The 23809-nt window shown below is 35.8% G+C and carries 28 protein-coding genes; 13 read left to right on the forward strand and 15 right to left on the reverse strand.

The window, feature by feature from the left end; all coding sequences use genetic code 11:
- Nucleotides 1-17: 17 nt before the first annotated feature.
- The 8 genes from QV06_RS08070 to nudE all read right to left on the reverse strand — a co-directional run bounded on the left by QV06_RS08070 (nucleotide 18) and on the right by nudE (nucleotide 5538).
- The gene (locus QV06_RS08070; protein WP_065237694.1) at nucleotides 18-407 is read right to left on the reverse strand and encodes a GNAT family N-acetyltransferase; all 390 of its coding nucleotides are present in this window, start codon (nucleotides 405-407) and stop codon (nucleotides 18-20) included.
- Nucleotides 408-433: 26 nt separating this feature from the next.
- Nucleotides 434-1105 (reverse strand): hypothetical protein, encoded by a 672-nt coding sequence (locus QV06_RS08075; protein ID WP_065237695.1) that lies wholly within the window; start codon nucleotides 1103-1105, stop codon nucleotides 434-436.
- Nucleotides 1106-1108: 3 nt separating this feature from the next.
- Complete coding sequence (locus QV06_RS08080; protein ID WP_065237696.1) at nucleotides 1109-1414, reverse strand: nucleotidyltransferase family protein; 306 nt, start codon at nucleotides 1412-1414, stop codon at nucleotides 1109-1111.
- Between the two features lies 1 nt (nucleotide 1415).
- Nucleotides 1416-1841 (reverse strand): nucleotidyltransferase substrate binding protein, encoded by a 426-nt coding sequence (locus tag QV06_RS08085; protein ID WP_065237697.1) that lies wholly within the window; start codon nucleotides 1839-1841, stop codon nucleotides 1416-1418.
- Between the two features lie 19 nt (nucleotides 1842-1860).
- Nucleotides 1861-2571, reverse strand: a complete 711-nt coding sequence (gene pgl / locus QV06_RS08090; RefSeq protein WP_065237698.1) for a 6-phosphogluconolactonase — start codon at nucleotides 2569-2571, stop codon at nucleotides 1861-1863.
- Between the two features lie 2 nt (nucleotides 2572-2573).
- Nucleotides 2574-4073, reverse strand: a complete 1500-nt coding sequence (gene zwf, locus QV06_RS08095) for a glucose-6-phosphate dehydrogenase (RefSeq protein WP_065237699.1) — start codon at nucleotides 4071-4073, stop codon at nucleotides 2574-2576.
- A gap of 102 nt (nucleotides 4074-4175) precedes the next feature.
- Complete coding sequence (gene cysQ, locus QV06_RS08100) at nucleotides 4176-4985, reverse strand: 3'(2'),5'-bisphosphate nucleotidase CysQ (RefSeq protein ID WP_065237700.1); 810 nt, start codon at nucleotides 4983-4985, stop codon at nucleotides 4176-4178.
- A gap of 10 nt (nucleotides 4986-4995) precedes the next feature.
- The gene (nudE, locus tag QV06_RS08105; RefSeq protein WP_065237701.1) at nucleotides 4996-5538 is read right to left on the reverse strand and encodes an ADP compounds hydrolase NudE; all 543 of its coding nucleotides are present in this window, start codon (nucleotides 5536-5538) and stop codon (nucleotides 4996-4998) included.
- Nucleotides 5539-5727: 189 nt separating this feature from the next.
- Here nudE and QV06_RS08110 point away from each other — a divergent pair, with 189 nt between their 5' ends.
- From QV06_RS08110 to greB, 3 genes are read left to right on the forward strand one after another with little or no spacing between them, the layout of a single operon-like run.
- The gene (locus QV06_RS08110; protein WP_065237702.1) at nucleotides 5728-6621 is read left to right on the forward strand and encodes a VirK/YbjX family protein; all 894 of its coding nucleotides are present in this window, start codon (nucleotides 5728-5730) and stop codon (nucleotides 6619-6621) included.
- Nucleotides 6599-7006, forward strand: coding sequence for a ribosome-associated heat shock protein Hsp15 (gene hslR / locus QV06_RS08115; protein ID WP_065237703.1), 408 nt, complete (start codon nucleotides 6599-6601; stop codon nucleotides 7004-7006). The genes QV06_RS08110 and hslR overlap by 23 nt, the downstream gene beginning before the upstream one ends.
- Before the next feature lie 3 nt (nucleotides 7007-7009).
- The gene (gene greB, locus QV06_RS08120) at nucleotides 7010-7498 is read left to right on the forward strand and encodes a transcription elongation factor GreB (protein WP_065237704.1); all 489 of its coding nucleotides are present in this window, start codon (nucleotides 7010-7012) and stop codon (nucleotides 7496-7498) included.
- On the opposite strand, the gene QV06_RS08125 is transcribed toward greB, so the two are convergent.
- The 5 genes from QV06_RS08125 to QV06_RS08145 form a co-directional block, all read right to left on the reverse strand.
- Nucleotides 7493-7927 carry a SoxR reducing system RseC family protein gene (locus QV06_RS08125; RefSeq protein ID WP_065237705.1) on the reverse strand — a complete coding sequence of 145 codons (435 nt, stop codon included), beginning with the start codon at nucleotides 7925-7927 and terminating at the stop codon, nucleotides 7493-7495. The two genes, greB and QV06_RS08125, sit on opposite strands and share 6 nt — an antisense overlap.
- Complete coding sequence (locus QV06_RS08130) at nucleotides 7924-8883, reverse strand: MucB/RseB C-terminal domain-containing protein (protein ID WP_065237706.1); 960 nt, start codon at nucleotides 8881-8883, stop codon at nucleotides 7924-7926. Before QV06_RS08130 ends, QV06_RS08125 begins: the two co-directional genes overlap by 4 nt.
- 109 nt (nucleotides 8884-8992) lie before the next feature.
- Nucleotides 8993-9556: a sigma-E factor negative regulatory protein gene (locus QV06_RS08135; protein WP_065237707.1), complete on the reverse strand. Its 564-nt coding sequence runs from the start codon at nucleotides 9554-9556 to the stop codon at nucleotides 8993-8995.
- Between the two features lie 24 nt (nucleotides 9557-9580).
- Complete coding sequence (gene rpoE / locus QV06_RS08140; protein WP_065237708.1) at nucleotides 9581-10156, reverse strand: RNA polymerase sigma factor RpoE; 576 nt, start codon at nucleotides 10154-10156, stop codon at nucleotides 9581-9583.
- Between the two features lie 126 nt (nucleotides 10157-10282).
- Nucleotides 10283-10534 (reverse strand): succinate dehydrogenase assembly factor 2, encoded by a 252-nt coding sequence (locus QV06_RS08145; RefSeq protein ID WP_065234431.1) that lies wholly within the window; start codon nucleotides 10532-10534, stop codon nucleotides 10283-10285.
- A 138-nt stretch (nucleotides 10535-10672) separates the two neighbouring features.
- Between QV06_RS08145 and recO the strand changes: the two genes are divergently transcribed.
- From recO to murB, 7 genes are all read left to right on the forward strand, one after another.
- Nucleotides 10673-11395: a DNA repair protein RecO gene (gene recO, locus QV06_RS08150; RefSeq protein WP_065237709.1), complete on the forward strand. Its 723-nt coding sequence runs from the start codon at nucleotides 10673-10675 to the stop codon at nucleotides 11393-11395.
- 8 nt (nucleotides 11396-11403) lie between these two features.
- Entirely contained in the window at nucleotides 11404-12717 is a 1314-nt protein-coding gene (gene rlmD / locus QV06_RS08155) for a 23S rRNA (uracil(1939)-C(5))-methyltransferase RlmD (RefSeq protein WP_065237710.1), read from the forward strand.
- Nucleotides 12718-12738: 21 nt separating this feature from the next.
- Nucleotides 12739-13635 carry a LysR family transcriptional regulator gene (locus QV06_RS08160; RefSeq protein ID WP_065237711.1) on the forward strand — a complete coding sequence of 299 codons (897 nt, stop codon included), beginning with the start codon at nucleotides 12739-12741 and terminating at the stop codon, nucleotides 13633-13635.
- A 99-nt stretch (nucleotides 13636-13734) separates the two neighbouring features.
- Nucleotides 13735-14322 carry a LysE family transporter gene (locus tag QV06_RS08165; protein ID WP_065237712.1) on the forward strand — a complete coding sequence of 196 codons (588 nt, stop codon included), beginning with the start codon at nucleotides 13735-13737 and terminating at the stop codon, nucleotides 14320-14322.
- Nucleotides 14323-14654: 332 nt separating this feature from the next.
- Nucleotides 14655-16880 carry a GTP diphosphokinase gene (gene relA / locus QV06_RS08170; RefSeq protein WP_065237713.1) on the forward strand — a complete coding sequence of 742 codons (2226 nt, stop codon included), beginning with the start codon at nucleotides 14655-14657 and terminating at the stop codon, nucleotides 16878-16880.
- Between the two features lie 8 nt (nucleotides 16881-16888).
- Nucleotides 16889-17245: a diacylglycerol kinase gene (locus tag QV06_RS08175; RefSeq protein WP_065237714.1), complete on the forward strand. Its 357-nt coding sequence runs from the start codon at nucleotides 16889-16891 to the stop codon at nucleotides 17243-17245.
- Between the two features lie 3 nt (nucleotides 17246-17248).
- Entirely contained in the window at nucleotides 17249-18280 is a 1032-nt protein-coding gene (murB, locus tag QV06_RS08180) for a UDP-N-acetylmuramate dehydrogenase (RefSeq protein WP_065237715.1), read from the forward strand.
- Between the two features lie 148 nt (nucleotides 18281-18428).
- On the opposite strand, the gene rdgC is transcribed toward murB, so the two are convergent.
- Complete coding sequence (rdgC, locus tag QV06_RS08185) at nucleotides 18429-19334, reverse strand: recombination-associated protein RdgC (protein ID WP_065237716.1); 906 nt, start codon at nucleotides 19332-19334, stop codon at nucleotides 18429-18431.
- Nucleotides 19335-19412: 78 nt separating this feature from the next.
- Here rdgC and proC point away from each other — a divergent pair, with 78 nt between their 5' ends.
- From proC to QV06_RS08200, 3 genes are all read left to right on the forward strand, one after another.
- Nucleotides 19413-20228, forward strand: coding sequence for a pyrroline-5-carboxylate reductase (gene proC, locus QV06_RS08190; RefSeq protein WP_065237717.1), 816 nt, complete (start codon nucleotides 19413-19415; stop codon nucleotides 20226-20228).
- Nucleotides 20228-21397: a 3-phenylpropionate MFS transporter gene (locus QV06_RS08195; RefSeq protein WP_065237745.1), complete on the forward strand. Its 1170-nt coding sequence runs from the start codon at nucleotides 20228-20230 to the stop codon at nucleotides 21395-21397. The genes proC and QV06_RS08195 overlap by 1 nt, the downstream gene beginning before the upstream one ends.
- Before the next feature lie 96 nt (nucleotides 21398-21493).
- Complete coding sequence (locus QV06_RS08200) at nucleotides 21494-22654, forward strand: globin domain-containing protein (RefSeq protein ID WP_065237718.1); 1161 nt, start codon at nucleotides 21494-21496, stop codon at nucleotides 22652-22654.
- A 37-nt stretch (nucleotides 22655-22691) separates the two neighbouring features.
- On the opposite strand, the gene xerD is transcribed toward QV06_RS08200, so the two are convergent.
- The gene (gene xerD, locus QV06_RS08205; protein ID WP_065234421.1) at nucleotides 22692-23585 is read right to left on the reverse strand and encodes a site-specific tyrosine recombinase XerD; all 894 of its coding nucleotides are present in this window, start codon (nucleotides 23583-23585) and stop codon (nucleotides 22692-22694) included.
- Nucleotides 23586-23809 lie beyond the last annotated feature (224 nt).

Genomic DNA, 23809 nt, shown 5'->3' on the forward strand with positions numbered 1-23809 from the left:
TATAGCTGTGAAACGCTTTATTTTACCCATGCGCTTGGATGTTGAGTAAAACCAATATGCGGATAATAATTTATTGCCTGCGGTGCAGAGAGTAAAATAATTTTACATTCTGCATCAAGCTGCTCTTTTAAAGTTTGAATTAATTGTTTGCCAATGCCTTGTTTTTGCCATTGTTCACTTACCGCTAAATCACTTAGATAGCAACAATAGGCAAAATCTGTCACTGCACGAGCTGCACCTACCAGATGTTCACCGTGCCAAGCCGTAATTAATAAATCGGCGTGTTGTAACATCTTGGATATTGTATCAATATCATCAATTGGTCTGCGTGCACCAAGCGTTGTTTGCTTTAATAATTCAATATATTGTTGAGCTGTGAGTTGAGTATCTGTTCTATAAATAATCATTGTTTCTGTCTTTTAAGTTATTGCGTTTATGGTTGTGAGATACTCTTCTCTCCAGAACATATACTATTATTATTTCTCTCACAGTAGGTAACCATTTTAATAATGTTACTGCCTGGATAAATGACTAATGCTCTAAATTGATCATTATCTAATTGGTTGATAAAAATTTTCGCATTGTCGGCTTTCCAACTGGCTAATTCAATATTGCTCATTGCGCCACTAATTAATAATTTTTTGTCATTAATATAATGAAATGGCGGTACAAAATATTCTGTACTCTCTATTTTATTAATATAATGATTGTCGATACAATCGTCTAAATAAGATTGTTTTTTATATTGATCACGAATCTGTTCAAAGGGTATTTCAGTGTAATTTTCCTTAATTTTATCAAAATCTATCCATCGTTCTTTTTGATAATAGTGGTTATAACAATATTTCATTTCCCATTCTTGGAACCGAGTTTGTAAAACCAAGTTACTCTCGCCATATAATATCTTTTGTAAGATTATCTGATTATTTTGATTAATATTTTCAAAAGATCTTGTTGTGGTAATATAATCATCAATATAAAAAATAATAGAGATAACACAAAAAAGTAATAATATCCCCAAAATAAATACAACAATCGGAATAAATATAATCATTAGGGGAATAAAAATAATCATCCCTATTTTTTGTTTTATATTTTTCACCATAAATTAAGAGCTTTTGGCTTGTATAACAACATATTTTTGCTTAATAATTTGCTGAAATTTTTGTGATGTTGCGACCCAATCCACTACATCTACCGTATAAGGTAAATCACTCTCTGAAAATGCATTTTCAACTTGACAGAGTGTTCTTAAATCAAGCGGTTGCTCACTTATTATCACTAAATCTAAATCAGAAAATGTAGTCGCTGTCCCTTTTACCCTTGAACCAAAAGCCCATACTTCATAATTTGGCAAATAAGTCTGCAAAATTTGCTGCACAATAACTAAATGTTGCGGTTGAATATCAAGCATTTTAATTTCGTTGTTTTAGTTGTGTTAATAGTGTTTGTGCAGATTGCAGAAATCCTGAAATATCATGATAGATTTGCTGAGCTTTATTGTGATCATAAGTATGCGAGGTAATATTACGCATTTTACGATATAACAACCAATCATCCATACTTGTGATTAATCCTGCTTTTGCACTCAAACGCAAAACATCTCTAAAGTCGCTACTATCAATTTCTTCAGGTGTTTCAACTATTTGCTTTAATTGTCGTTTGAGCATTTTGATACTTAACTCATAGACAAATTCAAATTTTTGAATTGCCCCTGCAATTAATGTATCTTGCACGATACTTTCTTGTTGATTAAACCATTGTTTATCAGCTAACTTTTCAATTGTATCGTGAAGAGAGATAAACGCATTTTCTAATACTGACAGATCAAGTTTTTCCATTAGTTACCTCTCATATTGCTTACAATAAAGCCGCTGCCTCTTTATCTAAATACCACTCTGTAATGCCCTGTTGAGATTTAATTTTCGCTGCAGGATAAGGTAAATCTTCAGCGGCAGTCGTTTGAATCTGATTCAGAATTTTGGCTTTGCTAGCACCAGTTACCAAATAGGTAACTCGTTTTGCATTTTCAATTAAGCGTGCTGTTTTAGAAATACGATACTGCCCACTTTCAGGATGTTGTGCAATCAGCGCTAGATTTGGATCAGCAAAATTGGTTTGATGTGGGAATAAAGAGGCAGTATGCCCATCAGTTCCCATACCAAGAATAACCCAATCAAAAACAGGTAAGCCATTTTGTGTTGTTGCAATAGCTTGCAGATCTTGTTCAAAACGCACTAATCCTTGCTCTGGTGTTAATTCACCATAAATACGATGGATATTTTCATTCGGAATCGCAATATGATCGAATAATAAACGTTGCACCTCACCATAATTACTTTCTGGATCAGATGGTGGCACACAACGTTCATCTCCCCACCAAAAATGTAAATTTTGCCATTGAATTGCTGTGTTATAAGGCGGTTTTGATAAAGTCTGGAACAATAATTTAGGCGTACTGCCACCTGATAAGGAAATATGGATTGCAGTTCCTAATTGACTATAACGCTTAAACTCTTCGGCAATATGTTCTACGGCTGCTTGTGCAGTGGTAAAAATTTGGTAATTCATATTTATAGCTCGCAGTAATTGGTATCAGTAAGATTTTTACAAGGGAAACGCCATTCACGTTGGCTACGACTCATAAGTTTATCTGCCGCATCAGGTCCCCAAGTTCCACACGCATAACCATGAATTTTTGGATTGCCTGCTTTGTAATCTAAAATTGGTTGTACAAATTGCCATGCTGCTTGCACCGCATCACTACGCGTAAACAGGGTTGCATCGCCATTTAATGCATCGAGTAATAGGCGTTCATAAGCTGAGAATAAATGCCCTTCAGCAATAGAATCATAGTGAAAATCCATTGCAACTTCTTTTGCTTTAAAGCCAGAACCTGGTTGTTTTAAACCAAAACTCATCACAATACCTTCATCTGGTTGAATACGGATAATTAATTTATTTTCTGGCGCATTCATATTAAACACTGGATGAGGTGTTTTCTTGAAGTGGATAACAATTTCGGTAACACGTGTTGGCATCCGTTTACCACTACGCACATAGAATGGCACACCACTCCAACGCCAGTTATCAATCGTTAAGCGTAATGCGACATAGGTTTCGGTACGAGATTGAGTATCGACGCCTTTTTCTTCTCGATAGCCTGGTAATTCTACACCACGAACTTTAGAACGGGTGTATTGCCCTAAAACGAGATTTTCTTCTAAGGATTCTGCGGTTAATGGATGTAAGCTTTGTAATACTTTCACTACTTCATCACGCATTGATTTTGCATTGATAACGGCTGGACTTTCCATTGCCACTAAAGCGAGAACTTGTAGTAAATGGTTTTGGAACATATCACGCATTGCACCAGAACCATCGTAATAACCGCCTCGTTCTTCAACACCTAAGGCTTCAGCACCGGTGATTTCTACATAATCAATATAGTTTCGATTCCATAATGGTTCAAATAGACCATTAGAAAAACGTAATACTAATAAATTTTGTACAGTTTCTTTACCTAAATAGTGATCGATACGATAGATTTGGTGTTCTGCAAAGGATTGATGGATTTTGTCATCTAAATCAATGGAAGATTGCAAATCATAACCAAATGGTTTTTCAACAATTAGACGTTTCCAACCTTCAGATTCATCGTTTAAATTATGTGCTGCCAGACATTCTGGAATAACCCCATATAAACTTGGTGGTGTTGATAAATAATACAGAACGTTATGCTGACAATTATGATGAAAGTTTAATTCAACTAAGCGATTTTTGATTTTTTCATAATCATTAACGTTTTTGGTATCAATCGCTTGATAATAAATATGTTGCAAGAAGGCTTCTAAAATGCCTTCATTCACTTTTTCATTTTCAATTAGGCTTTGGCGTAATTTATCACGAAATGCGTTATCACTATATTCAGTACGACTTACACCTAAAATAGCAAAATCATCTGAAAGCTGTTCATTTTCAAAAAGTTGGTACAATGCGGGGATCAATTTACGGTGTGTAAGATCGCCTGATGCACCAAAAATAACGATAGTATTATTTTCTGGTTTTTGCATATCTTTGAATTCCTACCTATAACGACTTTAAACTTTGTTAATGCTATCATCTTACGGATAAATCCGATTAAGGCTAATCGGTTTTATCTAAGGTAATGATAACTATTGTTGTAATAAAATTTGACGCCAATCCCAGTGCCGATCTCCCACAACAATAAAATGTGGGTTCACAAAGGTATCGCGTTGATTATATGTGAGCGGTTGTTGTGAAAGTGTGAAAATATCACCGCCACTTTCCTGTAAAATTAACTGTGCAGCAGCGGTATCCCATTCGCCTGTATCACCTAAACGAATATAGCAGTCACATTGTTGGCGTGCAACTAATGTACTTTTCAAGCCACTTGAACCATAAGTAATAAATTGATAATTAAATTTAGGATTTAATACAGATAAAACTTTCTGCTGATTATTACTTTTACCAATCGCAATCGTAATTGGTTTTTGCGGATCGAATGAATGGCGGCTATTTAAAGGTTGTAGTTGTTGATTTTGACGGAAGAAAGCACCTTGACCTTTAACTGCATAGAACGTCTGATTTAGTACAGGAGCATGGATGATGCCAATAATAGGGTGTTGCTCTTCGATAAGTGCAATCAGTACAGAAAATTGATCTGTGCGATCAATAAATTGTTGGGTGCCATCTAGGGGATCAATTAACCAATAGCGTTGCCATTTTTGGCGTTCAGCTAAGGGAATTGCACAATTCTCTTCAGAAAGTACAGGAATAGAGGGATCAATTTGCTGTAGAGCTTGTACAAGATAGCGACTGACAGCCAGATCAGCCTCTGTAACAGGAGTATGATCGGCTTTAATTTTAATATTTATTTTGTGTTGGTAGAACGTTTTTAACTGTTCGCCAGCTTGATAAGCGATATTCAATGCTTGTTCGAGCAAGGTTGAGAGTGATTGCATATTGATTTCATTACCTCTGTGCCAAATGTTTTTTTAATAAGAATAGTGCTGATAAATTCCGGGCTTCATTAAATTTAGGATCGTCTAATAGCTCATCTATTTTGTCTAATGGATAACGAACTAATTGCAGCGCCTCAGGTTCATCTCCCTCTAAACGACTAGGATAAAGTGATTCAGCTAATAGAATATGCATTGGGTTATTCATATAACCTGGGGAGCTGATTAGCGTTCTCAATAGGGTGAATTGTTTAGCTGCAAAGCCAATTTCTTCTTGTAATTCTCTATTGGCACTTTGTTCTGGTGTTTCGCCAATTTCCATTAATCCTTTTGGGAAACCTAATTCGTACTGTTCGGTACCAACGGCATATTCATAGGTTAATAATAAATTTTGCTGGTCATCTATGGCTAAAATCATCACTGCACTACGGCTAGCCGGTTTGAAGCGTTCATAAGTACGCAATCCCCCATTAGAAAAACGAAGATCAACTGATTGAATTTCAAAAAGACGGGATTTTGCTGCTAATTGAATAGATAAAATTTCAGGTTTTTTCATAAAAAATTCACCTCCGCACGATTTTTTTGTTGTGATAATTGATGTGCTTTGTTTTACAAAAAACGAGAGTAACGATACCATAATTGCTACAATTATTCGAATTCATTCATTAAGCAAAAAATCAATATTAACCATTATGTTATAAGATATAAAATAATTATTTTGAGTTAATTATGGGAACAAACTCTTATGAGCAAATATTATCAATGGCCAAAAGCAAATGAACTTTATCCAAATAAAGGTAAAAAAACATACTATTTAAAAAGGTTACGGTTTCGATTACGCTCTTTACTACATTATTCTCAGATTAAGAAATTTGAATATATAGTAAATCAAAACTTACTATTGACTAGATTATTAGCCAATAAACCTGACTGGAGCTACCCCTTAGTTTATCGCTTTCTAGATAAACGTTTTAGTGCAAGTGAACGATTTGAACTAATAGTTGATAATCTTTCATTTCTACCAAGAAAACTTGAAGAGTTAAATTTTCCTCCTCTATGGGAGAAAAATATTAATTTTGGTGAAATTATACCTGAATATAGGTTATCTCTTACATCAACCACACATCAACCAATGGAAGGATATTGGACATTAGAATTACATCATATACAGAGTAAAGAATTAATTTATTTACTTACATTTGCTAAAGTTAAACATGCATTACTAATAGCTGTTATACAAGGTCCAAATTGTACTGGCTCAAAAGAAATTGTTAAACATTTAACTAAACAGTGCTATGGACTACGCCCCGCTTATTTAATGATTGAGATTATGAAGATATTAACGAAAGCACTAGGATACAAACAGTTGCTAGGTATTCCGCAACAATATCAGAATAAATCTAGATTTATTAAGACTAAACGGTATTTTGTTAACTATGATACTATGTTTATGGAAAGCGGTGGTGTTCTATCAGAATACTGGCAATTACCAATAGGAATAGAGCAAAAAGATTTAAATATGATTCCTAGTAACAAACGCTCAATGTATCGTAAACGATATACATTATTAGAACAAATTCAACAAATTATCCAAAAAACATTGAATATCCATTCAAATGAATACGAAAGAAATCACTAAACAATCTCCAGTATGCCGCCTTGATAAGTGGTTATGGGCGGCACGTTTTTATAAGACTCGCACTTTAGCTCGAGAAATGGTTGATGGAGGTAAGGTTCATTATAATGGACAGCGTACTAAACCAAGTAAAGAGGTTGAAGTGGGAGCGATGATTAAACTTAGACAAGGTAACGATGAGAAAGAAGTTGAAGTTCTTGCTTTGTCAAACCAACGTAGAGCTGCACCGCTGGCACAACAACTTTATCAGGAAACAGAAGAAAGTATTAAGAAAAGAGAACAAATTGCTTGGGCAAGAAAAGCTAATGCGTTATCTATGCCAAATCCAGAACGGCGGCCAAATAAAAAAGAGCGTCGAGATCTTCTTAAATTTAAATATCAACAATAATCTATGGCGAAATCAAATTATATTACCAGAGCGGGTTGGAATAGCTTGGATCAAGAGCTGAAATATTTATGGAAAGTGGAAAGACCACAAGTAACGCAAGCAGTTTCTGATGCAGCGGCTTTAGGCGATCGAAGTGAAAATGCAGAATATATTTATGGTAAACGTCGTTTACGTGAAATTGATCGCAGGGTACGTTTTTTAACCAAGCGTTTAGAAGTATTACAGATTGTTGATTATCATCCTCGCCAAGAGGGAAAAGTGTTTTTTGGTGCTTGGGTTGAGCTGGAAACAGAAGAGGGTGAAGTAAAACAATATCGCATTGTGGGCTGTGATGAATTTGATCCAGCAAAAAATTGGATCTCAATTGATTCTCCAGTGGCAAGAGCTTTAATTGGGAAAGCGGTTGATGATGAAGTCAATGTGGAAACGCCTTCCGGTAGGATTTTGTTTTATATTAATAAAATTTGGTATGAAAAACAGAGCGGATTATAGAATCCGCTCAATGAGATGTGGTTGATATTTCTGTTGTTTTTGTAGGCGGTGATTAATCAATTTTACGCCGAGGAAAGCCATAGTCGTTGTGAGTAGAGTAAATAAAATATTTTGCCATTCTTGAGAGAACCAATAGCTTCCCAGTAAAACACTGATGATTAATACACATAGTGGGATAGTGTAAGCAATAAAAGCTAATCTAAGTAAAGATTGTTCCGGCAAACCAATTTCTACCGTTTCGCCAATGCGCATTGGTCGTGAACAAGGAAAGGTGAATTGATATCGTGTTGATTTTCCTGTTAATTCTGTAAGTGCAGCAGTGCCACAACTTGCTTTTGCTGCACAACCTCCACATCCTTGATTAGCTTGACATTCGACAGTGACAACTCCAGCTTGATAATCAATGACAACAGCTTTTTCAGTAATCATTGTGTACCTCCTGCAAATTTAACATCTTGTACAATACGACGGGCTGTAGTAAGAGGTATTTGTCCAACCAACACAATTGTTTTTCCATTTACCACTTCAGCATACAGTGTATCTATACCTTGCCGCCACGCCTCATTAATTGGCATATCATTTTGTTCTAATAAATATAATGAAAAGGTGAAAAGTCCATCGCTATAAAGTTGAGTTTCAATGGAAGGTGATAAACCATCAGAGTTAAATTTGACTAACTTGAATCCTTTTGGTAGCCATGATGGTTGCCATTTGTAATCGGTAGTATTAGGGCTATAAATTGACACAACGGGCGGTTGTCTTAACTGTTTTGCCGCAGCAATAAGAGCTTGCGGATTAGTTAAAGTGTCTAAGGTGATTACCTTAAATTGAGAAATTGTATTACCATTGCGATCGAGAACTTCACCTCGTAAAGGAAGATAAGTTTGTTCATCAATCCAAATAGCATAAGAGTAACGGAATTCATCTTTAGGCATTAGTTTGATGACATTAGCAATTCGGTTAGCAACACGATCCTTTCCAAATGGAATAAAGTCATAATATTGCGAGAGTTGCTGAAAATCGCTGTAAACAATATTAGGGAGAGAATCAATAATATTGTTACTGCGAATACTAAAAGGAGCATAGTTAGCAGAGAAATAGCTGATAGTATTTCCTTTTTGCCAAATTTCAGTTCTAGGACCATCTAAATAGAGTAATTGTGCATAATGGTCTTGTTGATCAAATACATGACGATAATTAAGTGCATAGTTACCACTCTCTTCACCATAGGTAAATGCCATCGAATAGTTTTGTTGCTGAAAGGCATTTTGCATATGTACTAAACTTGTCATCGGCTGTTCTACAGGATTTGTGTCTGCAGAAACATTGAAAGAAAAAGCACTAATTAACAGCAAGCTAATAATATTAGAGAATTTTTGGAACATATTGAACCTATGGCTATTTGCTACAATCATCTTGATTAAGATGAAATTGTATTACAAAAATGACATCACCACCAAAAAGGTGGTGATGTTTTTATCTGGCGGAATACAATTATTCTGTTTTTGAATCTGAATATAAACGGCGTTGTAATTGATAATTTTGAAGAATTTCATTTAACTTTTTATTCTGTTGTTCAAGTTGCTCTTTGCTTGGTACGTTCTTATGTGAAACATTATAGCTAACTTCTTGAACTGATTGAGTAAAAGGTAAGGTTTGTAACGCTGGAGAAATAGTGACATCACTATTTTTATCTTTATTTAATGTTTGAATGCTAAACACAGCGATTAAGCAAACGCTCGCAGCCACCGCGGTTTGTAAGATTGGCGCAAAGTATTTTTTAGTTTTAGAGAAAAAGGAAACTTTTGGTGGAACAACGGTTTCTGGAGCTGGTTGTTCTTGTAATTGAATAGTTTGTTCATCTTCAATAAGTTTTGCCATTTTCTCAGTAAATGAGGCATCAAGGATAACAGAACTTTCATTACGCATTACTGCACGAGCAATATGCAAAGTTGTCCATGTTTTTTGCAATTCTTGGTCTTGGCAAAGATCTTCAACGAAGTCACGTCTGACTTCCTCACCATCCATATAAGCTGAAAGTTGTTCTTTGTGTTGCATAATTTTCCGCCCCTTCATCAAATCCTAATGTTTTATCAACGGTGCTAATTGGTTTTCAATGAATTCTCGTGCTCTGAAGATTCTAGAACGCACAGTACCCACAGGACAATCCATTATTTCGGCAATCTCTTCGTAACTCATGCCTTCAAGTTCACGTAATGTAATGGCTGTTTTTAATTCATCAGGGAGTGATTCGATAGTTTTAAAAACCATATCTTTCAGTTCATCTGATAGAGTTAAATTTTCAGGTGTATCAATATTACGTAATCTTGAGCCTATTTCGTAACTTTCCGCATCTTCCGCTAAAAGATCTTCTGTTGGAGGACGTCTTCCTTGTGTCATCAGATAATTTTTAGCGGTATTTACTGCAATGCGATAAACCCAAGTATAAAAAGCGCTTTCTCCACGAAACGATTCTAAAGATCGATAGACTTTAATAAAGGTTTCTTGAACAACATCAGGAATATCATTTGCTGATACATAGCGTGTTAACAATCCAGCGACTTTGTTTTGATAACGAGCGACCAACAAATTAAACGCTTTTTTATCACCTTGCTGTGCTTTTTCAACTAAAATTTGATCTGTTAGTTCTTCACTCATGTAAGTGAAATCTCCATTCATCTATTTAATCTAACAGCTTCCTTGTTGTTACAGCAAGCAGTGCATCGAAGCGTTAGAGTTCGATTTTTGATAAAAGTTCAAAAATTTTTAATAAAAATTTGTCTGTTAAAATGTAGGAAGTTTTTGTTTTATCAAGTCCACCATCTCTTGTAATGGTTGAGTTGGGGCTTTTTCTTGATTCATTAGCCAACGGAATAACTGAGGATCAGTATAGGTAAGTAATTCAATAAAAATATCTTTTTGTTGATCAGATAGTTGATCAAAAACATTTTTATAAAAAGGCATAATCATCTTATCTAATTCCAACATCCCACGCCGACAATCCCACTCAATGCGTAATTTATTATATTGCTTCATTTTATTTATTTTCACCGTTTGAATGACTAGGGCATTATCTTATCAATTTTTGCTAAGAATAATGAAGAAGAATTAGTAGAGAATTATGATTGTTTGTTAAAATAATCCATCATTTTTGGGTAGTTTCAACGGAGGTGTATTATCGACAATTGGCAACGAGGGTTTGTATTACATCGCCGAGAATACAGTGAAACGAGTTTATTAGTTGATGTTTTTACAGAAAACTACGGCTGTATTACTTTATTGGCAAAAGGTGCTCGCTCAAAACGTTCCCCCTTAAAAAGTTTACTACAACCATTTACGCCGTTATTACTACGTTGGAGCGGACGTGGTCAATTAAAAGTATTAACCAAAGCAGAAGCGATATCAGTCACCCTCCCAATGAAGACCGTTGCATTATATAGCGGTTTTTATGTGAATGAATTAGTGGCAAGAACGTTAGAACATGAAACTGCCTATCCGGAGTTATTCGAAGAATATTTACGCTGTTTAACTGGATTAGCAACACACGGTGATCAAGTGGAAGCCATTTTACGCCGATTTGAGTTTGTTTTACTCAAGTCATTGGGCTATGGCGTTGATTTTGAACATTGTGCAGGTAGTGGCGAAGCCGTTATTGATAATATGATGTATCAATATCGTGAGGAGAAAGGGTTTATCGCTTCTTTGTTAAAAGATAATTTGACATTTTATGGTCGTGATTTACGTGCTTTTGCCCAGTTAACTTTTACCGAAAAAGAAACATTACAAGCAGCAAAACGTTTTACTCGCTTGGCATTAAAGCCTTATTTAGGTAGTAAGCCATTAAAAAGCCGAGAATTATTCCAACAACATTTAAGTATTTTATATCCAACAAATTAAATTGAATTATGGTCCTATTTTATCGTAAGCCGACAAAAACAACACAACCTAGTAAAAACCGGATTGCAACAATCGAAGATGTAGATTATCAAGGGTTAGGTATTGCCAAAATTGCGGGGAAAACGTGGTTTATTGAAAATGCGTTACCACCAGAACAAGTACAATTTCAGGTGAAAGAAGAAAAACGGCAGTATGGTATTGGCAAAGCGGTAAAATGGCAAAATCGTTCTCCAATTAGGCAAGAGCCTATTTGTCGTTGGTATGCTCAGTGTGGTGGTTGTCAGATGCAACACCTCACTATAGAAGCGCAACGAGAGGCAAAACAACACGCATTATTGCGCCAATTACAAAAAATCTCGCCTGAGATTCAATATGAAAAAATGATTGTTGATGAAGCTTGGCATTATCGTCGCCGAGCCAAATTAAGCTTACAGTATTCAACCGCAACAAAATCAGTAGAGCTTGGTTTTCGCCAACAACAAAGTAGTCAGTTAGTAAGTATTGATGAATGTCCAACTCTTGTTCCGCAATTATCTCAGCTGCTTGTACCATTACGAACATTATTTCAACAATGGCAACAACCTAAAAAGTTAGGCCATATTGAATTAGTTGCCGCAGATAATGGCGTGGCAATGCTATTACGTCATTTGGGAGCATTGACAGAAGAGGATAATCAACAGCTTACTCAGTTTGTGAAGCAAAATCATTTAATGCTGTTTATCAGTGAGCAAGAAAATCAGGTGATTGCCAAGACAGAAGAATACCCTTATTACCAAATAGGAAACTTAAAATTACAATTTGATATTCGTGATTTTATTCAAATTAATGCGGCAATTAACCAACAGATGGTGGCGACAGCACTCTCTTGGTTAGAGTTATCTGCAAAGGATCGTGTCTTGGATCTGTTTTGTGGGATGGGAAATTTTAGTTTACCGCTCGCAGAGCAAGCAGGGTATGTTGTTGGGGTAGAAGGTGTGGTAGATATGGTAACGAAAGCGACTGCTAATGCACAGAGAAATCAGTTGGATAATGTTACTTTTTATCAAACGGATTTAGATAGCTCATTTGCTGATAAAATTTGGGCAAAAGAAAAGTTTAATAAAGTCTTATTAGATCCTCCTCGTTCAGGCGCATTATTTGCACTAAGCCATCTTCTTGAATTACAACCAGAAAAAATTCTTTATGTGTCTTGTAATCCAGCTACGTTGATTCGTGATGCTAAGATTTTAGTAGAAAATGGCTATCGTTTAGTGAAAAGTGCAATGATTGATATGTTTCCACAGACAGGGCATTTGGAATCAATGGTACTGTTTGTTAAATAAACAGTTAGGTAAAAAAGAGATATGACTTTACAACAATTAAGATATTTACTCATTGTCGCTGAAGTTGGTTCAATAACTGAAGCTGCTAAAACATTATATTTATCTCAACCTAGCTTATCTGAAGCGATTAAAGAAATAGAACAAGAAATAGGTATCTGTATTTTTACTAGAGGTCGTAAAGGAATCGCTCCAACAAAAGAGGGTATTGAATTTTTAGGATATGCTCGCCAAGTGGTGCAACAAATGGAACTCTTAGAGTCAAAATATAAAAGTAATAAAGCACCAAAACAACGTTTTTGTGTATCAACACAGCATTATACTTTTACTGCAAATGCTTTTGTTGAATTAGTGAAATCTTTTGGACAAGAACACTTTGAATTTATTTTAAATGAAACATCAACATATCAAATAATTGAAGATGTTAGAAATCGATTTAGTGATATAGGTATTCTGTATATTAGTAATGAAAATAGAAATATACTAAAAAAAGTATTAGAAAAGAATGGGTTAGAATTTCACAAACTATTCTCTGCCTCTCCTCATGTGTTCTTACATAAAGATCATCCTTTAGCTAATCATACAATGGTTAATTTAGAAGATTTACAACCCTATCCAAAATTAAGTTTTGTACAAGGTAATTATGAATCAGCTTATTTCTCAGAAGAATTATTCAGCAGTATTCCAGCTGAGAAAAACATTAAAGTGAGTGATCGGGCTGCGATAGTTAATTTTATGATAGGGTTAAATGGTTATACTATTTCTAGTGGCATTTTTCCTAAATATCTCCATGGAGATGAGATTATTGCTATTCCATTGAATGAACAAGAGATTATGCATATTGGATACATTATTAATAAAAATCAAATGTTATCTGAGTTAGCACAAATTTATATTGAAGCACTTAGAAAATACCGATAGTTAATTTTTAAACATAGGAAAATTCTATATAAAATCATAAAATATAAGTATTATCTATTATAAATGCTTCCAAGTTATAATAATGGGAGAGGTGATTTTATGATGGTTTATGTAATAGGTAATTTTCTAATGTATTGTTTTATCAATGCATTTACTCCTGGTCCAGGCAATATTTTGGCGTTAAATACAGTAACTAATTTCGGCTATCGGAAAGGTAAGCCATTATTTTTAGGAATTTTTACTGGATATTATATAGTACAAGCCTTGTGTGTTATTTTTGTTTATAGCATCAGTTCTATTTTACCTAGTGTATTTCTGATGATGAAATATATTGGAGCAGCTTATATCCTTTTTCTTGCGATTTATATAGCTTGTAGTAAGCCAGAGTCAGGAGAAGTTAACAAGTCAGCCTCTTTTTCAAGAGGGTTTATTTTACAATTTGTGAATGTAAAAATTTATCTATTTGGAGTGACTGCACTGACTAGCTATGTTACAGATTATAGTACAAGTTTTTATGTATTATTAGCTTGTGGACTGTTAATCGCAACCATTGGAACAATAGCTACTATTACTTGGATTGGTATTGGCGTATTGATTCAATCTCTATATCTAAAATATTTCCGAGTAATTAATATTCTCTTATCTCTTATCTTACTGGAATGTGTGTATAGTATTTTGATTAGATAGATTTTTTATTGACTTCGTCACAACATTTTTTCTTATTCTAAGAGAGATACATTATCTAAGTTTCTATATTTGGTTTAAAATACTCAATTTATTATGAGTAAAGTTGTTACTTATCCTTTTTATTCTCATTTTCGGGTTGTTTTAATTTATTTATGAAAAAATAAAACATCCATAGATCCTAGATTAAACAATGGAATTGATATATTTTAAGAAAATAATTTAATCTAATTTTGAGTGTTCAAAGAAGATGCTGGGCAGCAAGATTTCCGATGTGATCGGGAAAGTGGTTTTGCTGAAAATTTAGACAGATAGTCAAATACAGGAACGAGAAGATGGTTGCAGTAAGAGAAACACATTTAAAAAATTTAACGGGTTTTGTTTTTGATGAGTGGCTAAATACTTTAGCAATTACACCACGAACTAAAGAAGCCCTTACCAAAGCGTGGCACTATCTTGAACCAAAAATCACAGAAAATGAATACGCTAAAGATATTGTATCGAGTAGCGTTGAAATGGTTTCGATTCTGACTGAATTAAATATGGATGAAAGTACGCTCGTTGCTGCGTTATTCTTTCCATTAGTTGAAAATCAGATTATCTCTCTAGAAGACTTACAAATAGAGTTCGGCAAAAATATTGAACGCTTAGTACGTGGTGTATTTGAAATGGATAATATTCGTCAATTAAATACTTCACGTGGTGCGGATAGTGTACAAATCGACAATATTCGCCGAATGCTATTAGCGATGGTTGAAGATTTCCGTTGTGTTGTAATCAAATTAGCAGAACGTATTACCTTCCTACGCACAGCGGATAGCCGAGTTAGTGAAGAGGATAAAGTTTTAGCTGCCAAAGAGTGTTCCAATATCTATGCACCACTGGCTAACCGCTTAGGGATTGGACAACTTAAATGGGAATTAGAGGATTACTGTTTCCGTTATCTCCATCCAGCGCAATATCGTCACATTGCCAACCAATTACATGAACGCCGTTTAGAACGTGAACAATATATCCAAGACTTTGTAAAAGAACTCACTGGTTATTTAAAAGAGAGTATCAGTGAGGTAGAGGTTTATGGGCGACCGAAGCACATTTATAGCATTTGGCGCAAAATGCAGAAGAAAAATTTAGCCTTTGGTGATCTGTATGATATTCGTGCAGTGCGAGTTATTGTTCAGAAATTACAAGATTGTTATGCCGCATTGGGGATCGTGCATACCCACTTTAAACACCTGCCTAAAGAGTTTGATGACTATATTGCCAATCCAAAACCTAATGGTTATCAATCGATCCATACTGTAGTGTTAGGGCAAGGTGGCAAGCCGATTGAAGTACAAATTCGTACACAAAAAATGCATGATGATGCCGAACTTGGGGTTGCAGCTCACTGGAAATACAAAGAGGGAGCAACAGCAGGGCGTAGTGGTTATGAAGAAAAAATTGCGTGGTTGCGTAAACTTTTAGCGTGGCAAGATGATTTAGCTGATTCTGGCGAAGTGTTAGCTGAAATGCGTAGTCAGGTGTTTGATGATCGGGTGTATGTGTTTACACCAAAAGGTGAGGTAATTGATTTACCAACAGGATCAACACCATTAGACTTTGCTTATACTATCCACAGTGAAATTGGTCATCGTTGTATCGGAGCGAAAGTCGCAGGGCGGATCGTACCATTCACGTACCAATTACAGATGGGTGATCAAATTGAAGTAATTACACAGAAAAATCCCAACCCAAGTCGAGATTGGTTAAATCCGAATTTAGGCTTTGTGCATACTGCACGAGCGCGAGCAAAGATTCATGCCTGGTTTAAAAAATTAGATCGTGACAAAAATATTCCGGCTGGTCGCGAAATGTTAGAAAGTGAAATGAATCGGATTGGTCTTACCCAAAAACAGATCGAACAGTATGCGTTACCTCGTTATAACTTACGCAATTTAGAGGATCTTTATGCAGGTATTGGTGGCGGAGATATTAAATTAAATCAATTAATTAACTTTCTACAAAGTAAGTTATTAAAGCCATCTGTTGAAGAAATAGATGAAGAAATTCTCAAACATATTTCAAATAAATCAGCGAATAATAGTCAACAACAAAAAGAGAAGAAAAAAGGTCATGTTGTCGTTGAAGGTGTTGGTAATTTAATGCATCATATCGCACGCTGCTGCCAGCCGATACCTGGTGATGATATTGTGGGCTATATTACACAAGGTCGCGGGATTTCCATTCACCGTTCGGATTGCGATCAATTAGCTGAATTACAGGCAGCAAATCCAGAAAGGGTTGTTGAAGCCCTTTGGGGAGATAATTATTCATGTGGTGTACATGTGGGTATTCGTATCATATCAAGTGACCGTAACGGGTTGTTACGTGATATTACAACGGTGTTGGCGAATGAAAAAGTTAGCGTTTTAGGGGTAAGTAGCCGTAGCGATACAAAACGCCAAGTAGCCACGATTGATATGCAAATTGAATTAAATAATGTACAGATGCTAAGTAAGATTCTCTCTCGACTCGCAAAATTAGATGATGTCATTGAAGCGAAACGAATTACCAATTAAGGAATATTATGCAGAAATATACTGGACTTACACATTTCTTTAAAGCCGCGAAATATTCGATGCAAGGGCTACGTGCAGCATTTAAGTATGAAGCGGCTTTTCGCCATGAAGTCGGGGCGGCAATTATTTTAATCCCATTAGCGTTTTTCTTGGGAAAAAGCAAAATTGAAATTGCAATTATGGTGGCTTCGGTATTGATGGTGTTTGCTATTGAGTTGCTTAATAGCGGTTTAGAAGCGATTGTAGATCGTGTCGGTAAAGAGTATCACGAACTATCCGGGCGCGCGAAGGATCTTGGATCAGCAGCTGTATTTGTGGCGATGGTAACTTGCGGTTTAGTTTGGTTAATCATTTTATTTGGATAAGTCATGCAGGATTTAGGTACCTCTTTACAACCCTATCACACCTTTGGTGTTGCCGCACAAGCAAAGCAGATTCTACAAATTGAAACCATTGATGAATTATGTAGTACATGGCAGAAAGCCCAAGCTCAACAACTCCCAATCTTATTATTAGGTGAGGGAAGTAATGTTTTGTTTGTTGAGGATTTTGCTGGAATTGTGGTAGTAAATCGCATTAAAGGGATACAGCATCAGCAAGATGAGCATTACCATTATTTACAGGTAAATGCTGGAGAGAACTGGCATCAATTAGTCAAATATTGTGTTACACAGAATATTGGTGGTTTAGAAAATTTAGCCTTAATTCCAGGATGTGTCGGTTCAGCACCAGTACAAAATATTGGTGCGTATGGCGTGGAGCTGAAAGATGTTTGTGAAGCGGTTGATGTGGTAGAGCTAGCAACAGGTAACCAGTTTCGTTTAAACAAGACGGAATGTGAATTTGCTTATCGAGAAAGTGTGTTTAAACATCGTTACTTACATGGTTATGCGGTAGTGGCAGTACACTTTAAATTAGCTAAAGATTGGCGACCAGTATTAACCTATGACAATCTTTCTGAATTAGCTAAAGAACAAATTACGCCTCAACAGGTTTTCGAGCAAATTTGTTTAACTCGACAAAGTAAATTACCTGATCCAAAACAGATTGGCAGTGCTGGCAGTTTTTTTAAGAATCCTGTGATCTCTAAGGCACAATTTGAGCAAATCTATCAACAATATCCTACTATGCCACATTACCCACAAGCAGATGGTAGCGTGAAATTGGCGGCTGGATGGTTAATTGATCAATGTAGTTTAAAAGGTTATCAAATTGGCGGTGCAGCGGTACATGAGAAACAAGCATTGGTATTAATCAATAAAGCCAATGCAACGGGACAAGATGTCGTGGCATTAGCTCGTTATATTTGTAACCAAGTCAGGGATAAATTTCAGGTTCAGTTATCTCCGGAAGTGAGATTTATCGGTAAACAAGGTGAAGTCACTTTTACACTCAAGTAACAGCCAACGTGCTGATTAATCTCTATAAGTACAAGTCTTTAAATATTGGTTGGATCTCCTCTCACACTTGTGTCAAAAACCTGATTAGTGACAAGGTAAGTAAGTGTATGAGGAGATAATAGATTTATAACCTCAGTTATTATAGCAACTAAGGCAACGCTTTTTCGCCTAATAGCTCAATCAAGTTCTTCATTAATAAAGATAACTCGCCCGTCATTAACACAAAGTCAGCATCAAAACGTTGTTCGATATCTTCTTTTAAAATATCGTCATTTTTTTCACGCACGACATCGGCAAATTTTACGCGTTTTAACGAAGCATCTTCATTAAGTACAAAAGAGAAATGATTTTCCCAATCTAAGGCCAGCTTCGTGACCACTTTACCAGCAGTTAAATGTCCTTGAATATCTTGTTCATAAAGATCTTGGTTTTTACAACGAATAGTTGATCCAGTATCGAGATCTTTAAACTCTCCCTCTTCTAAACACGTTAGCCATTGTGGTAATTCATCTTTCAGTAACCAGTTAGTCATCGTAGTTGGTAATTCTTCAGCAAACGCAAATGGAATCACGGGTAATGAACCTAATGATTTGCGTAAGAGTGCTAATACATCTTCAGCTCGCTTACTAGAAGCCGCATCAATATAAATTAAATCTTGTGTGGTATCGATCCAGAGTGCTGTGCGTTGATGGCGACTAAAAGCACGCATTAATAATGTGGCGACAACATCGTCTTTTAAGGCTTGTTTTTCGGTTTTTTTCAGCTTGCGTTGTTGTGCGGCTTCTAATTCTTGAACACGATTTTCTAATGTTTCTTTAACCACATTAGTTGGTAAGATTTTTTCTTCTCGATGGGCGACTAATAAAATCTGACCGCCAACACTAAAGTGTAATAATTCACTGGTTGATAAAGGCGATTGCCAGCCAAATTTACTTTGGTCTGTCGAGCCACAGGGGATAAATTGGTGTTGAGTAAGATTATTTTGTAAGGCATCTAATGCCCAATCTAATTTTTTTGTTAAACGGTAAACCAGAATATTTTTAAACCAATACATAGGCGTTTCCTTTCATTTATATTATTATACGTCGCGGACAGCGGAAGCTATTGTAACTTGATTAAGAGAGAAAATCCTATGCAACAAAAAAAAATTGCTTTTATTGGTGGCGGCAATATGGCTACTGCTATTGTTTTTGGTTTATTGGCAAAAGGGTATATCGTAGAAAATATTATTGTTTGTGAACACAATCTGGATAAACATCATACGTTTAATGAGCGTGGTGTATTTACTACGTTGGTGGCAACAGATGCAGTTCAACAGGCGGATGTAATTTTATTAGCAGTAAAACCACAAAATATGCAGCAAGCCTGCGAGAGTTTTAATCAACTCGATCTAAGTAATAAATGGATTATCTCGATTGCAGCGGGAATTTCGGTAGGTGCATTACAACGTTTTTTGCCAACGGCGAAGCAGTTTGTGCGAGTAATGCCAAATACACCGGCTTTAATTTCTAAGGGAATGTCGGGATTATTTGCAACTAGCAGTGTAACGCCAGAATTTAAAGGATATGCAGGAGAATTATTTGAAGCAGTGGGACAAGTTTGTTGGGTAGATGTAGAAACCGATATCAACACAATTATTGCGGCATCTGGAAGTAGCCCCGCTTATTTCTTCTTGTTTATGGAAGGTATGCAAAAAGCCTTAATTGAAATGGGATTAAGCAAAGAGCAATCTCGTTTATTAGTACAACAATCTACATTAGGTGCAGCAGAAATGGTGGTCGCTAATCCTCGTACTTCGATTGAAACATTAAGACAACAAGTGACCTCAAAAGGTGGTACTACGGCGGCTGCAATTAATGTATTCCAACAACAACAACTGGAAGTAACGATTAAACAAGCAATGCAAGCAGCGATTGATCGTGCAGAAGAAATGGAGAAATTATTTTGATCAAAGTTCGTTCAGAGTATTGGCTGGTTCTGAATTATCTTGGTTATTTTTGTGCTTATGGAGTATTTGTGCCATTAATTCCAGTATGGTTACAAGCACAATCTTATTCTGATGAAAATATTGCCTTACTATTAGCCTTTGCTTATGTATTCCGCTTTTTGGGCGGAATCTTTTTTTCTAGTAGGATTAAAGATACGGCTTATTTGCCTACAATGTTGCGTCACTTAGCATTAGGTTCAGCGATTGTTATTTTAGCAATGGGGCTGAGTGCATTACATTGGCATTCATTTATTCTAATTTTTATCTTGTTTGGTTTATTTAGTGTATTGAATGGTGCAGGTATGCCACTACAAGATAGTTTGGCAAGCATTTGGAATCAACAAATTGGTTTAGACTATGGGCGGGTACGTTTAACTGGTTCATTAGGATTTGTAATTGGTGTTGTCTGTTTTGGCGGATTAATCAATTATTTAGGTAATGATGCAATTATTTGGGTATTAGGCAGTTTGTTAATTTTATATACTTTGGTGCAATTACCTGTACCCACAGTATTGCCTAAATCAACTCAAGTCCAAACAGAGAATAGCAAAATTAGTTATCGTGATTTATTAAGAGAATCAAATACTTTACGTTTATTAATTGCAGTATCGCTAATTCAAGGATCACACGGTGCGTATTATGCGTATAGTACAATTTATTGGGTTTCCCAAGGCATAAGTATCCAAACCACAAGCTGGTTGTGGGGAATTTCAGTCATTGCTGAAGTTGCATTATTCTTTTTTGCTTCTAGGCTATTTAAGAATTGGAATATTACGGCATTATTTGTGTTAAGTATTAGTGCAGCGATAATTCGTTGGCTCTGTTTTCCATTAATGACAGGATTTGTTGAGCTTGCCTTACTGCAAACTTTTCACGCATTAACTTATGCAGTAGCCCATTTTGCCACAGTACGCTATATCTCAGCACAACCTGATACCCATATTGCGAAATTACAAGCACTGTATAATGGTTTGAGCAGTTGTATTGCGGTAGCGCTTCTTACGGCATTATCAGGGGTGTTATATACCTATGTAGCAAGTTATGCATTTTGGGGAATGGCAATCATCGTTGCATTAGCTTTACTTTTCTTACCTAAGTCCCTACCTCGAATTGAGCAAATTGCCCGTTAAATCGGGCATTTGCTTGTATCCAACCCGAGATTTTCCTAACATATAAATCCATATTTAAAATATTTCTTTTTCTTTAACACGTTAATGAGAGGCTATATGTTAGATCAACAAACTATCGATTTGATTAAAGCAACTGTACCCGCATTAGAAGTACACGGTACAACAATTACTAAGACTTTCTATAAAAATATGTTTAACGATCATCCAGAGCTGTTGAACATTTTTAATAAAACCAACCAAAAACAAGGTAAACAACCAACAGCATTAGCGACCACAGTATTAGCAGCGGCAAAACATATTGATAATTTAGGTGCGATTCTTAATCATGTGATTCAAATTGGTCATAAACATAGAGCGTTACAGATTAAGCCAGAACATTATGCGATCGTAGGTAAGCATTTATTAATTGCGATTAAAGAAGTATTACAAGACGCAGCGACACCAGAAATTATTGATGCGTGGGCAAAAGCTTACCAAGTGATTGCAGATGCATTCATCCAAGTAGAACAAAAAATGTATGATGAAGCAGCATGGCAAGATTTCCAACCATTTGAAGTAGTAGGAAAACGTGCAGTAAGTAATGACATTATTGAGTTTACTGTAAAAAATGATGCTATTTTAAATGGATTAACAGTCCAAGCTGGTCAATATATTACTGTTCAAGTCCAACCAAAAGCAGATGATAATTTAGCATTGCGTCATTACTCAATCTGTTCTGTTGATTTAAGTGCTGGATTAAAATTTGCGGTGAAACGTGAAAGTACAGAAGGTATCTCAGGTGTAGTATCTAATTATTTACATGATGAAGTGCAAGTTGGCGATAAAATTAACCTTTCTGCCCCAGCAGGTGATTTCTTACTAGAACAAAATGATCGTCCAGTGGTGTTATTGAGTGGTGGTGTTGGTATTACGCCAATTCTTGCGATGTTAGATGCACAAGTAGCGACAAATGCACAACGTCCATTAGTTTGGATCAACGCAACGAAGAATCAAGAAACAGAAGCATTTAAAGCAGAGGTAGCACAATATTTGGCAAAAGCGAATGTTATTCATGCCGCAACATTATATAGTGCAGATCAACAACGTATTACTGCAGAATATTTAGCAGAACATTTACCAGAAAATGCAGATATTTATTTATGCGGTTCTGTGAGATTTATGGAATCTGTTATTGGATTATTAGAAGGATTAAATCGTCCGCAACAAACTATTCATTTTGAGCCGTTTGGGCCGAAGATGAGTTTAATTAAGGTTTGATTATTAGTAAGAGGGGGATGAGTAATCCCCTTTATTTTTATCCACGAGGATGATAACGAGCGTGTAATTGCTTTAATCGCTCTTTGGCAACGTGGGTATAAATTTGAGTGGTTGAAAGATCACTGTGTCCTAACAACATCTGAACTACCCGCAAATCTGCGCCATGATTGACAAGATGAGTCGCAAACGCGTGGCGTAACACGTGTGGCGATAATTTATCAGTATCAATATTCGCACGTACTGCATAATGTTTAATACGATGCCAGAATGTTTGCCTTGTCATTAAGGTACCACGTCGGCTAGGAAACAAAATATCGCTGCTTTGCCCAGATAATAAGACTGTACGCCCATATAGAATAAATTGTTGTACCCAATAGTTAGCTTCTTCCCCCATTGGCACCAATCGTTCTTTATCGGCTTTACCAATAATCCGTACCACGCCTTGTTGTAAATTAATATTGTTGGTGGTTAAGGTAACTAATTCCGTTACCCGTAATCCCGTAGCATACAATAATTCGAGCATTGCTTTATCACGTAATTCCAAAGGATCTTCGGTAGCAGGTGTATTCAATAGATCTGTAACCTGACTCTCAGTTAAATATTTGGGTAAACGTGCAGGTAATTTTGGTGATGATAATAAGGCACAAGGATTATCTGCTCGGTATTTCTCTTGGTATAAATATTGAAACAGTTTGCGTAATGAACTCAACATTCTGGCGTAACTTGTTGCTTTGTAGCCTAAGTCTAAGCGTTCACCGAGAAAAGTTTGTAAATCAAGATATTGCACTTGTTGTAAATCAAGTTGATGTTGTTCCAACCATTGACTAAAAAATTTTAAATCAGAACGATAACTAGCAATTGTATTTTGCGATAAATTTTTACTTAACCAAAGATCATCAAGGAAAAGGTTGATCAGAGTACTATCTTTCATTGTTCTTTTATTTCAATTAGATGGTTATCAGGTATAATGTGCCGCAATTTTGACGGCAAAAATAAACTCTATCGCCATTATCGTTCCCCTGCAAGGTGAGAACTCGATTTTTTTGCGAAAACAGATTTTAGAGTGATTACTATTTGTCGTGTAGCACTTACCAAATCACAGATTTGGTATGGCTTCTATTTTTAAAAACTTTATAAATTTATACATTTGAGGAC

The sequence above is a fragment of the Gallibacterium genomosp. 3 genome, assembly GCF_001678475.1.
In the GTDB taxonomy this organism is placed as follows: Bacteria; Pseudomonadota; Gammaproteobacteria; order Enterobacterales; family Pasteurellaceae; genus Gallibacterium; species Gallibacterium faecale.